8 protein-coding genes are annotated in these 12,429 nt (G+C 40.4%); 1 reads left to right on the top strand and 7 read right to left on the bottom strand.

The features are described 5' to 3' along the window. Positions 1–251 precede the first annotated feature (251 nt). From C7B70_RS03370 to clpB, 6 genes are all read right to left on the bottom strand, one after another. Positions 252–1,271, bottom strand: a complete 1,020-nt coding sequence (locus C7B70_RS03370; protein WP_106367663.1) for a glycosyltransferase family 2 protein — start codon at positions 1,269–1,271, stop codon at positions 252–254. A gap of 43 nt (positions 1,272–1,314) precedes the next feature. Further along, positions 1,315–2,580 (bottom strand): lipopolysaccharide biosynthesis protein, encoded by a 1,266-nt coding sequence (locus C7B70_RS03365; protein WP_106367662.1) that lies wholly within the window; start codon positions 2,578–2,580, stop codon positions 1,315–1,317. A gap of 58 nt (positions 2,581–2,638) precedes the next feature. Then, on the bottom strand, positions 2,639–3,787 hold the full coding sequence (locus tag C7B70_RS03360) for a glycosyltransferase (protein WP_106367661.1): 1,149 nt from the start codon (positions 3,785–3,787) through the stop codon (positions 2,639–2,641). Positions 3,788–3,937: 150 nt separating this feature from the next. Then, positions 3,938–5,197 carry an O-antigen ligase family protein gene (locus tag C7B70_RS03355; RefSeq protein WP_106367660.1) on the bottom strand — a complete coding sequence of 420 codons (1,260 nt, stop codon included), beginning with the start codon at positions 5,195–5,197 and terminating at the stop codon, positions 3,938–3,940. A 145-nt stretch (positions 5,198–5,342) separates the two neighbouring features. Further along, positions 5,343–6,764, bottom strand: coding sequence for a hypothetical protein (locus C7B70_RS03350; RefSeq protein WP_106367659.1), 1,422 nt, complete (start codon positions 6,762–6,764; stop codon positions 5,343–5,345). A 302-nt stretch (positions 6,765–7,066) separates the two neighbouring features. After that, entirely contained in the window at positions 7,067–9,706 is a 2,640-nt protein-coding gene (gene clpB, locus C7B70_RS03345; RefSeq protein WP_106367658.1) for an ATP-dependent chaperone ClpB, read from the bottom strand. A 183-nt stretch (positions 9,707–9,889) separates the two neighbouring features. Between clpB and recN the strand changes: the two genes are divergently transcribed. Next, positions 9,890–11,620: a DNA repair protein RecN gene (gene recN / locus C7B70_RS03340; protein WP_106367657.1), complete on the top strand. Its 1,731-nt coding sequence runs from the start codon at positions 9,890–9,892 to the stop codon at positions 11,618–11,620. On the opposite strand, the gene C7B70_RS03335 is transcribed toward recN, so the two are convergent. Further along, a complete protein-coding gene (locus C7B70_RS03335) occupies positions 11,609–12,160 on the bottom strand; it encodes a DUF2808 domain-containing protein (protein ID WP_106367656.1) in 552 nt (183 codons plus the stop codon). The genes recN and C7B70_RS03335 overlap by 12 nt on opposite strands. Positions 12,161–12,429 lie beyond the last annotated feature (269 nt).

Here is a 12,429-nt window from a genome sequence, read left to right as displayed (position 1 = left end):
CAGTAAAGTAAGTGAAAATAATAAGTTTATTTTTGATGTAACTTAATTTACTTCAAATTTATCTATACGATATATTCACAAAACAAATTTAACTGACGCTATCTGCTTGTTACAAGCGAATTTCTACGGATAAGTTTTACAAATTACCCCATATTTTTATGAATTCTACGTAAAATTAATAATACTTAAGTGCAAGTAAAAATACTTAAATATAAATATTCAAAAGCAAAAGAGCGCTTAAGGGATACTAACTATAATTTATTTTGCTGAAGGCGGCGTTTTTGACTAGCTCCGGTCATTTTTAAAGCCACTTGCTCAACTTGTTGATAAAAAAACTTAGGTAGTAACCGAATTAAATAAGCCGCCGTTAGTGTTAACAAGGTGCGGCGGGGTTCTTCTAGCAAAATCTGCCAGTGGGTTGCTAAAGCCTGATGGGTCAGTTGCACCGCCGCAACACCATCATGTAAACGGATAGCTCGGCGAGCGGAATAACGCAAGTAGTAAGCCATCGCTGGATTTTTCCATTTAGCGATAAATTCTGGAGCATAGGAGCGCGTTTTTTCAATTACTTTTTCTAAAAATTCTAACTGTGTCAGTACATTCGCTGATAACCCGCCCGAATTGACTCGGTAAAGCGTTAAAACTTCTGCAATACCCTCCATCTGCCAAGAGGTTTGTAAGATAATTCGCATCCAACATTCCATATCTTCAGACTGACGGAAGCTCTCATCAAAATAAAAGTCTTCTACTTCACCACGAAGATTATCTTGAAACTTAATAGCTGTAAAAACTTCGCGTCGAATCACTGGAGCGGAACCATTGCCAATTGGATTGCGGCAAAGAACAATTGGGGGAGTAATATTAGTAAATTGAGGAATTTGATAAATCCCTAAAGGCTGCCCATCGTCGTCAATAAATGCCGAGCAGCTAAAACTAACTCCTACTTTGGGCGAACTATCTAAATGATTAACGTGTTTTGCTAATTTTTCTGGCAACCACAAATCATCGGCATCTAACAAAGCTAAATATTCTCCTTGAGCATGGCGAATGCCTGTATTTCTAGCCCCAGCTAACCCCCGATTTTGCTGGTGGACAATTTTAATTCTATTATCAGTAAATTCTTGGCAAATTTCTATACTGCGGTCAGGGGATTCATCGTCAATAATGATAATTTCAAAATCTGTGAAAGTTTGATTGAAAATAGAATTTATCGTTGCCGCTACGTATTTTTCGGCTTTATATACGGGAACAATTACAGATACTTTTGGCATGGCAGTTAGCAGTTTTTTGTAAGTAGTTTCGGTTAGCTATAAATTAGACGGCTTTAGAGAATACGTAGCGGGTAGCCCAAAAGGTAAATAAAGGTAGAAAAATAAAATGAGCTAACAGTACAGAGGTAGCTACCCCTACGATTTGCCACTGCACCCCAATTAAGATTCCAGTAATTACAATTGCTGTAAATATTAGGTTCCACCGTAACATTAAGTTGGGCTTGCCCACCGCGATTAGAAGTTGAGAAGCAGCATCGGCAAAGGGGCGAGGAATTGCTGATAAACAAATCAAAATTAGGACTGGTAAGGCAGATACCCATTGTTGACCAAAAACAATTGGTACATAAATAGGTGCTAAGCTAGACTGCAAAACTACAATAGGAATGATAATAAAAGCAATTGTTTTAATGCTACTTAAATATTGCTTTTTAAACTGTGACCAGTCGCTTCTCACCGCGCACAGATGAGGTAGTAAGGCTACATTAATAGCATTGATAATACTTAAACTTACTCCTAATCCGGCATTAAAAGCAAAGTAGTATAATCCTAATACCTGGATTCCTAAAATTCGACCAACTATTAAGTAATCTAAGTTATTCACCGCAGTTTTTAACAATTCACTGCCTAGTACATTACGTCCAAATTCAAAGATGTTTCCCCAATGTTGCGTTGTAAACTTTTGTGTTGGTCGCCACGGATGATTAGTATAATTAACTAAAACCCAGAAGGGAGACATTAAGAGTCTAGTTAAAACAATTGCCCACAGTCCCAAACCTGAAGCAGCTAGAATAGCGGTGATAATGTTACCACCAGTAATTTGAATGAAGTTATTAAAAGCTGTAACTTTGAGTCTGTTTTCCCTTTGAATAAGTGTTGCTTGGATAACGGCGATGGGAATTGTTAGATATAAAATTGCTGTGATACATATAGGTAAAACAAGTTGAGGAGCTTGATAAAACCAAGATACAGGAAAAGCTAAAAGACATTGAATAAAAAATAAACTTATATAAACTACCCAATTTAACCAATAAGCAGAATTACATAATGTTTCTAGTTCTTCTGCGTCGGCTTGAATAAGTTTAGCGCTAACTCCATTACGAGAAAATACTTCTATAAACTCCGCCGTTGTGATGATAATAGCCGCCAAGCCATAATCATAAGGAGTTAAAAACCGTGCTAAAACAACCGTTGTAACCAGGCGAAAACCCCGATTTAAAATTTCTGAGCCACCCATCCACCCAAGATTGCGAATAAACTGGCTAGAAAACTTTTTTTGAAAAGAGTTAAATAAAGCGGTAACTTTTATCATTAAATATGCGTATTTTAATTTGGCATCTTGAAAAAATTCAATCCGATGATGCTATCTATTAATAAACAAAATTATCAGCTTTGACAGCAGCCAAATAATTACTTGCTGCCACCTCTAGAGTAAACAGCTTGGTATCTTCTGGGGCAAAAACACGTTTTGGTTGACTAAGTACCTTTAATATAGATTTAGCTAGGGCGATCGCGTCTCCCACCGGAACTAGCGGGCCCAAACGCCCATTTTGGAGGATCTCCCTCGGCCCGCTTGGGCAGTCTGTGGAAACTACTGGCGTACCTACTGCTAAAGCCTCAATTAACACATTTCCTAACCCTTCCCAGGCGGAGGAAAGGATAAAGACATCTGATTGAGCCATATAAGCATAAGGATTGTCTGTAAGCCCTGGCAAGCTGACATCGTTTTGTAACCCTAGCTGGTTGATTAAGCTTTCAAGTTGGGGCTTTTGTTCGCCATCACCTAAAATAACTAAACGGCATACCTTTTGTTTGCGAACTAAGGCAAAAGATTTAATCAAAGTAGTAAAGTCTTTTTGCTGCGTCAGTCTGCCTACACCTAAGATGATGGGCATTTCTTTAGAGACAAACCAAGGATGAGTTATGGATTCCTTTGATTTTTGCAATAGTTCAGAGGTGATTACCGGATTGTAGATTACCTTAATTTTTTCTAAAGGCAGTTTTAGACTACCAGACATATCTCCTGCGACTCCATGAGATACGGCTACAATTTGGTCAGCTTTTGGATACACCCGGCGAACTATAAAAGGCATAAATTTCCCACTGCTGCCATCTAGGGAAGTTTTAGAGGGGGGAACATGAACACTAATTAATACTTGGGTTGATACTTTGGCAAACTGTTTAGCCCAAATAGCGGCAATATTGGCGTGATCTTTGGCGGATAATAAAGCAATGGGCTGTTCTTGTTTTAAGTAGCGTGCTAATCCGGGTAAACTTGCAATTGTTCGCAGGTAATCGCCAAGGTTGGTAAATTTAGACCATGTGGGCCCAGCTTTGAGATCGATCAATCGTACTTGGGGCGATAGCTTGGCTAGAAAAGCACCCGTAGCTCTAGCTAGAACTAAGTCTACTGCTAAACCGCGATTGAGAAACCCTTGAGCAAGGTTGACTGTAACTTGCTCAACGCCACCACAGGGAAGATCGAGTAAAAATAAACTGATGCGAGGTTTTTTAGACATATGTTATATTTCAGCAATTATTTAATAACAGCTTATCAAAATAGTTTTTGTTGGATTAATGCTAAGTTTAAAAAATATTTATCGTATATAAATATGTAATTACTTGCTTAGGCAGCTAAGACTTAATTTCCTAAGCTCCTAATTTAATTACTAGGGTATACTTTGCTTTAAAGATTGCTCTTTAAAACCAAGACCCATCATAACAAGACCGGGCCAAAATACGTAGGCTAAAAACTCTAAATTTTCGGCAAAAGAGTAAGAAATTAAGAGTAAAACTATACTTAAGCCAGCTTTTGCGATCGCACTTTTTTGACCTTTGATGAGCAAATCTAAAAAGCTAAAACTTAACGGAATCACGAAAGCAAAAAATCCAACAATACCTTTAATAAATAGTACTCCATAAAAAGTGCTATGGGAGCCAATATACATAAACTGCACTAAGTGAGGCCCTTTTTCTACTGCTCCATGACCCCAAATAGGAGCTTCTTTAAACCGTTCTAAAGCAATTCTCTTTAAAGAGTCACGTACACTTGATGAACTTGCTCTAGCAGAGTTAAATTTATCCCAAAATATACCAAAAGATTCCATAGCTGAAGGGCCAATAATAGAGCCTATCGTTGATAGAAAACCTAATAGTATTAAATAAATAGGGCGAGATAAATTTGTTAGACCCCAAGTTGCCGAAGATATAACTAATAAATTGAGCATCCCAAGTCTAGATACAGAAATTAAACACATGACAATACTGCCAATAATTCCACTCCAACGCCATTTAGGATCTTTTTCTTGTAAAGCCAGAATAAAATAAATGTTACCTATAAAGCCTAAAGCAGGGGCCCAAGGTGTAAATAATCTCCACCGAGGTTGACCATTATCGGCATCAATTTCATAAAAATTAAAGGCAAAAAAGTCTGGAGATGGGCCGCCAACAATTTGTAATGGAGAAACGTAAAGTTGATTAGGCCAGTGGAGAAAATAAGCCAAGATAAAAATAGGGACAAATAGTAAAGTTTGAAAGCAAACTATACAAGCGCCTCGGTAGAGTAACTGGGGGCGAATTGGTAAGCAACTAATTAATGGAAATATACTTAATAAAGCCCAACCTTTAGCCCAACCAATAGAAGATTTGAGCAATTCGGCGGTGCTAAAATTAAAATCTAAGTGTCCCATAATTAGAGCGACTTCTTGCACTAGCATTCCCACTACCCATAACCAAATAATCATAGGAATATGGATTTTTTCACTGACTGGGGTTGTATCATCTTGCTCCCATAATTTTTTACCTAAGTACGCCAATAATATCCAGGCAATTACTGGGCCTAATATATATACACCACCAATAACATAAAAGCCGTAAGTTCCAATTAAGGAGTACCAAATAATTTGTTCAGGAAAGTTTTGTGGCTTCATCTTGATAATAGCTAAGGGCAAAAAATGAATGCTGTCAAAAAGTGCGAAGCCCGTTACCGGGCGCGCTTGCGCTATCGCCCACAGGCAATCTTAATAGTTTTTAAAAGAGCAGTTTAACGCCAACTTTTAGCTGTTAAATTTCACTTTATATCGTTTCATTGCTCGATCTTCTGATGTGCTTGGTGTTGTTTTTGCGGCGATCGCGCAGCCAGTATAATAGTATGCCCGTTGTTGATAAAAGCGAACCTAAAATTGCCCCAGCCAAAGCTAGAGGTTTGTTAGGTGTAATAGGCTTCTCAGACAAACTAGGTTCGGTAATTACTTGAACTAACGGGTAAGAACCAACTATATTTGATTTGTTAATATCTAATTTAGTTAAATTGGCAGAAAAGATGGCTTCGGCAACTTGGGTATTGCGCTTGAGATTGCTTAAAGTTGCATCCTGCTTTGCCATATTTTTTAGTCGAGTTTCAAACAACAGGATTTGTCTATCTAGTTCTTGGGTTTGAACTTTAAGCCCTTGTTGGTCTACTTGAGCGGTAATTACCTGCTGGGATAAATCTTCCCTCGCCGAAGCGTAGCCCCCACTGCCAAGGCTAAATTGTTGTAGATTTGTTAGACTAATGGGTCGTCCTAATATGGATTTACTGCGGGCTAACAAGGCGTTTCTAGCTGCGTCTCGTTTAGCTCTTTCTGCAACCATTGTGGGGTGACTAGGCAGAAATTTGGCTCCTAAGACTTCCAAATTAACGCTGGTTTCACTATAATTTTTTAAGTTTTGCTGAAATTGTTGATCGCTTTGTAAAGCAAAAGCTTCGGTTGCTTGATTTGAGGATATTTTTAAATTACCTGATAGTTCTCGCGAACGACCATCTGCTTGCTGTTGTTGCGCTATTAATTCGGCGCGTTGCTTGCGTAATTGCTCTACATTGCTCGTTAGCTCTTTGATTTGCTCGTCTGAAGTTAAGCCAGATTCGGCTCTGTAATTGGAAAGTCGCTCTTGAGCAATCTCTAATTTTTTTTGGGAAGAATTTAGGGCGGTTTTTACCCCTACATCTCGTCTAATAGCTTCTTGTATTCTTAATTCATCGAGCTTTTCTTCAAAGGCTTGATAGAAAACTAAGGATTTATTGCGTGCCTCTTCTGGAGTAGAACCTTTGAGTCTAATTTCGATAATAGTTGTGTTGTCTAAAATCTTGATCTGCGGCTTATCAAACTCCCCTAAAGGGATATTCATTTTGGTGGCGGCGGCTTTTAATACGGGTTCGCTTAAACCCAAAAATTTATAATTTTCTCTAGGGTCACGCGTGGTACTATCATAAGGAGATGAATCTTGAAAACTTGCTTCCCCAATTCCGGGAAGGTTTACTTTGCCTGTTGATGTCAAACTAGGTAAACTGATTGCTGATTCGCTTACATAAGTAGGCACAACAAACTTTAAGTATAAGAAAGCTATACCCCATATACTTAGGTTGGCTAGTAATCCCAATAATAAATAAAGTTGTCCGTGTTCTTGGTCTACTTCAGATTTTCGCAAGACTTTTGGAATATTCATGCTATCGGTCATTTCGTTACTCCTCAAACTACATAAAAAAAGACAACGATCTTGGGGTAAAAATTACTGTACTAAATTGTTTAATTACTTAAGTAATCTATAAAACTTTGTTTATTCAAACAAAAAACGGGCTTTATTAACGATTAATGTTAGGGGCGAGTTTTCCGTGATTATCAAGTACTATTTTATACTCATAAAAATCCGATGTCAAATCAGAGATAGGGTTTCTCAATAAACGAGCAACATCTATCTTAAGAGAGAATTACTACGAACCTAGAGCGATTACCCTAGGTTTGTAATGGGCGATTACTGTTTTACTTAGCTAATTTAGCTTTTTTAGGTAGGCTAACAGGGATATGGCGATTAAAGGTCAAACTACTGTCAGTATAATCTACAAGAATAGTATCGCCCTCAGTAAAGGTATTTTCCAAAAGCTTAGTAGCTAGAGGGTTTTCAATTTGCTTTTGAATTGCTCTTTTTAGGGGACGAGCGCCATAAACGGGGTCATAACCCGCTTCAGCTAAGAAGTCTAAAGCGGTGGAGGATAATTCTAGGCTGATTTTTTGGTCGGCTAAAAGATTCATTACGCGCTTGATTTGGATAGCGACAATTTGCCTGAGTTCGCTGCGGTTGAGGGTATGAAACAGAATAATATCATCAACACGATTAAGAAATTCAGGGCGAAAATGCGATCGCAAGGCTTCTAATACTTTGGTCTGCATTTGGTCATATTTGCGATCGTCTCCTGCTACATCTAAGATATGTTCGCTACCGATATTGCTAGTCATCACAATTACAGAGTTGCGAAAATCTACCGTCCTACCTTGAGAATCTGTAATCCGTCCATCGTCTAACACTTGCAATAAAATGTTGAAGACATCGGGATGGGCTTTTTCTACTTCGTCTAATAACACGACAGAATAAGGACGACGGCGTACCGCTTCGGATAATTGACCGCCTTCTTCGTAGCCTACATATCCTGGAGGCGCTCCGACTAAGCGCGATACGGAGTGTTTCTCCATGTATTCGGACATATCTAAACGCACTAAAGCATCGTCAGCATCAAATAAAAATTGTGCCAAAGCGCGGGCTAACTCAGTTTTACCTACTCCTGTAGGGCCCATAAAGAGGAATGAACCAATGGGGCGACCGGGATCTTTCATCCCGGCACGGGCGCGGCGGATGGCGGCGGCAACGGCTTCTACAGCCTCTGTTTGACCAATTACTCGTTGATGTAAATGGCTTTCTAGTTGGAGGAGTTTTTGGCGCTCGGATTCTAACAGGCGATTTACAGGTATACCTGTCCATTTGGCGACAATTTCTGCGATGTCTGCTTCGGTGACTTCTTCGCGCAGCAGGGTAGCACCTTGGGTTTGAATTTCTAATAACTTCGCTTCAGTAGCTTCGCGCTCGTGTTGGACTCCTTCTAATTGCCCATACTTTAACTGAGCGGCAGTATTTAAGTCGTAGGCGCGTTCGGCTTGCTCAATTTGAACTCGCAAAGAATCTTCTTCTTTTTTCAAGGTGCTAATAGCATCTAATATCTGTTTTTCGCCTTGCCATTGATTGTTAAATTCCTGCTGTTTTTCGCTTAAACTAGCGATTTCTTGCTGGATTCGATCTAATCTCTCTTTGGTAGTGACGGCGCGTTGATCTTCTCCAGCTAATGATAGTTTTTCCATTTCTAGCTGCATAATCCGCCGATCAATTGCTTCTAATTCTGAGGGTTTAGAAGTAATTTCCATTTTTAGTTGGGCGGCGGCTTCGTCTACTAAGTCTATTGCTTTATCGGGCAAAAAGCGATCGCTAATATAACGATTAGATAGGGTAGCGGCTGCTACTAGAGAGGAATCGGTAATTTTGACACTATGATGCACTTCGTAGCGTTGTTTTAAGCCGCGCAAAATAGAAATTGTTGTTTCAACTGTTGGTTCTTTGACAAATACTTGCTGAAATCGGCGCTCTAAAGCGGCATCTTTTTCAATATACTTACGGTACTCGTCTAAGGTTGTTGCACCAATACAACGTAATTCTCCCCGCGCCAGCATGGGTTTAAGCAAGTTTCCCGCGTCCATTGTCCCTTGACCTGCTCCCGCACCTACAACGGTGTGTAATTCGTCGATAAATAGGACAATTTGCCCATTAGATTCGGTAACTTCTTTGAGTACCGATCGCAAACGATCTTCAAATTCTCCGCGATATTTAGCCCCAGCAATTAAGCTACCCATCTCTAGAGAAATTAGTTGCCGATTTTTGAGATTTTCGGGAACATCACCATTAATTATCCTTTGGGCTAACCCTTCGGCGATCGCAGTTTTACCAACCCCAGGTTCGCCAATTAATACAGGATTATTCTTACTACGCCTTGACAATACTTGAATTACCCGTCTAATTTCTTCATCTCTACCAATTACGGGGTCAAGTTTGCCACTTTTTGCTTGTTCTGTTAAATCTTGCCCAAACTTTTCTAAAGCTTGGTAGCGCGATTCAGGAGTTTGATCGGTAACTTTTTGGCTACCTCGGACAGATTTAATTGCGGATTCTAATTTTGCCGTGTCGAGGTTGAAAGTTTTATACAAACGGCGACCAATGCGATCGTCTTGAACTAAGCCTAAAAGTATGTGTTCGATGGAGATAAATTCGTCTTCCATCTTCGCTCTAGCTGCCTCTGCGCGGTCGAGCAATAGGTCTAAACTCCGCCCTAGGAAAAGTTGTTCGCTTTTGCCAATTTTGGGCTGGCGCTGGGTGAAAGCATCAAGTTGTTGTTGAAAGCGGCTAAGTTCGATCCCAGCCTTAGTTAATATGCGATCGCCCAATTCGTTCGGTTCTAACAGTGCCAATATTAAATGTTCTACATCTAGCTGCTGTTGCAAAAAACTTCGGGCTATATCTTGGGACTTGACAATTGCGTCCCAAGCTTTGTCTGTGAACTTGTTAGGATCGGTAGGCTGCATTTGGAAATATTCTTAAGTTGGCGATAGTAATTTGTTTAAAAATTGCCTGTACATCAACAGTTTAATCTTTATTGTTTAGTAACGATACACAAGTATGGATGTACTAGATTAAGAAGCACTAAACTAAAAGTGTCTATCAAACTGGCTATTTTTGGCATCTAACCTGACGTGAATTAAGTTTTTATGCTTTTATCCCTTTTAATTGAAAATTTTGCTTTGATTGATCGGCTGAATCTGGAGTTTGGCGCGGGTTTAAACGTGCTGACGGGAGAGACAGGGGCGGGAAAATCAATTATTTTAGATGCGATTGATGCAGCTTTAGGGGGTAAAGTTTCTAGCCGCGTTATCCGTACAGGCTCAAATCGGTCAATGGTAGAGGCTACGTTTAAGTTAAACCGCTCTTTGGCGGCTTGGTTAGTAGAGCAAGAAATTGAGCTAATTGATGAAGAAACGCTAGTTTGCAGTCGAGAAATGAATGCTAGTAGTGGTAGTCTTCGCAGTCGCACGCGAGTAAACGGTGTATTAGTCAATCGTCAGGTAATGACGCAGTTGCGCGGCTTATTGGTTGAAATTACCGCCCAAGGACAAACTGTACAAGTCGGACAATCAGCGCAAGTTAGGCAATGGTTGGATCTTTACGGTGGCGAAGCGCATTTTAAAGAGCGGGAAATTGTATCGAAGCTGTTTGCAGAGTATCAAGAAGCAAAAACAAACTTAGAAAAACGCCGCCAGTGCGATCGCCAGCGTTTGCAGCAATTAGACTTGCTTAAGTATCAATTCCAAGAATTAGGGGCGGCAAATTTAAGCGCTCCTGATGAAGTTGAACTTTTAGAACAAGAAAGCCAGCGTCTTAGTCATGTAGTGGAATTACAACAATTGAGCTACAAGGTTTATCAGGCGGTGTACCAAAACGATAACGATGGTTTAGCGGCGGCAGATTTGCTAGGAAATGCTGAATCAGTTTTAATAGACATGGTTCAGTACGATTCTCAGTTGCAGCCGTTGTTAGAGGCAATTTCCGAAGCTTTGGCTACTGTCGGGGAAGTAGGAAGACAAATCCACGTTTATGGAGATGCTTTAGAAGCCGATCCGCAGCGCTTAGAGGAAGTTGAGGAGCGAATTCGTGAATTAAAACAAATTTGCCGCAAGTACGGGCCCACCCTAGTAGAAGTCATCGCTTATTACGACCGCGTCCAGGGGGAATTAGCAGAAATCGACGGTGGCGAACACTCGATTGAAGCAATGGAACAACGCGAACAACTTTGTTACGCCAAGCTGATGCAAACAGTAGATAAATTAACTAAACTGCGCCAAACTACCGCCGCTCGAATGGAAGAAAAGCTACTAATTCAGCTTAAACCCTTGGCAATGGATAAAGTAAAGTTTCAAGTTGCTATTGAACAAACTACAGTTTCAGCGATGGGAGGTGATCGCGTTATGTTTTTATTTAGCGCCAACCCTGGCGAACCTTTGCAACCGCTTACGGAAGTTGCTTCCGGGGGCGAAATGAGCCGTTTTTTATTAGCTCTCAAGTCTTGCTTTTCTAGCTCCGATCCCGTAGGAACTTTGATTTTTGATGAAATTGATGTTGGTGTATCGGGAAAAGTGGCAAATGCGATCGCCGAAAAATTGCATCAACTAAGCGATCGCCAACAAGTATTATGCGTCACTCACCAGCCTTTAATTGCAGCAATGGCTGATCGGCATTTTCGCGTTGACAAACAAGCTCTTGATGCCTCTACAGATGCGGATATTCGCACAGTGGTGCGCGTCAAAGCCTTAGATAATTTTTCTACGCGCCGAGAAGAATTAGCCACCTTAGCTAGTGGACAATCTCAAACGGAAGCGATCGCGTTTGCGGATTCTTTGTTAGCTCAAGCTGCCCATTTACGCCAAGCTAAGTTAATCAAATAAATCGCCGTAAAATTGCAGCCGTCCATAACCCATAAATTGTCCAGCCGTTTTTGCTCCTACAGGAAAAGCTTTGACACCAAACAAGTAAACTCCTGACGAAAAAGGATTTTGCACCGGACGCAGACCAATTGTAATTGTCTTTCCTGGAGTGACTGGCGGATTAAATAGTACAGTAACAGTCCGCGTTTCTTTATCTCTAGTGACTGCGCCCAAACTAATATTTTCCCCTCGGCGGCGGCGCGTTCCTACAAAAGCACGGGTATCTTTAAGGTCGAAACGAATATTATCTACCCCTTCATGCTGGTTAAACGTAACTGTTTGCAAGGGTTCTCCAGCATTTTGCGGTAAGTCAATGGTGAAGTAGTAAGTTGAACCCCAAGCATTTGTATCTTGTATTGACGTTGCGGTTGCTACCAAACGGGGCTGTTGAACAAAAGATACGGTTCCATCTCTTAACTGTACTGATCGCGCAATTTCAGGCGCAATTACTGAAATACTTACAATTGCTACTATTGCGGCTAAATTTGGGCGGATTAGCATAGAAAATACTTACTTTAAAAACTGCGATCTCTTACTAGGTTCAATCCTAACAATTGTGATTAATCTTGGTTATAGTTCACAAAACTTAGAGCGTGTTTGTAAGGTATTTTAGGTAAGAGGACAGGTTTGCTCCGTTTGATGCCAAGGCGGTTAGCATCAAACGGAGCATGGCAGCGTAAATTATGCTTTCACTAGCGACCTAACCAAGCAACCGTTCGTTCTACTACCCAACGATGGGGCAGCACTTTAAACCCCTGAACGTTGTCAGA

It is taken from the genome of Chlorogloea sp. CCALA 695 (assembly GCF_003003885.1).
Taxonomy (GTDB): Bacteria; Cyanobacteriota; Cyanobacteriia; order Cyanobacteriales; family Chroococcidiopsidaceae; genus Aliterella.
This window is presented reverse-complemented; position numbering and strand designations above follow the sequence as displayed.

Excerpts from the sequence above, each read along its gene's own strand:
- C7B70_RS03370 (WP_106367663.1), bottom strand. The coding sequence starts at position 1,271 with ATGCCAAAAGTATCTGTAATTGTTCCCGTATATAAAGCCGAAAAATAC.
- C7B70_RS03365 (WP_106367662.1), bottom strand. The coding sequence starts at position 2,580 with ATGATAAAAGTTACCGCTTTATTTAACTCTTTTCAAAAAAAGTTTTCT.
- C7B70_RS03360 (WP_106367661.1), bottom strand. The coding sequence starts at position 3,787 with ATGTCTAAAAAACCTCGCATCAGTTTATTTTTACTCGATCTTCCCTGT.
- C7B70_RS03355 (WP_106367660.1), bottom strand. The coding sequence starts at position 5,197 with ATGAAGCCACAAAACTTTCCTGAACAAATTATTTGGTACTCCTTAATT.
- C7B70_RS03350 (WP_106367659.1), bottom strand. The coding sequence starts at position 6,764 with ATGACCGATAGCATGAATATTCCAAAAGTCTTGCGAAAATCTGAAGTA.
- clpB (WP_106367658.1), bottom strand. The coding sequence starts at position 9,706 with ATGCAGCCTACCGATCCTAACAAGTTCACAGACAAAGCTTGGGACGCA.
- recN (WP_106367657.1), top strand. The coding sequence starts at position 9,890 with ATGCTTTTATCCCTTTTAATTGAAAATTTTGCTTTGATTGATCGGCTG.
- C7B70_RS03335 (WP_106367656.1), bottom strand. The coding sequence starts at position 12,160 with ATGCTAATCCGCCCAAATTTAGCCGCAATAGTAGCAATTGTAAGTATT.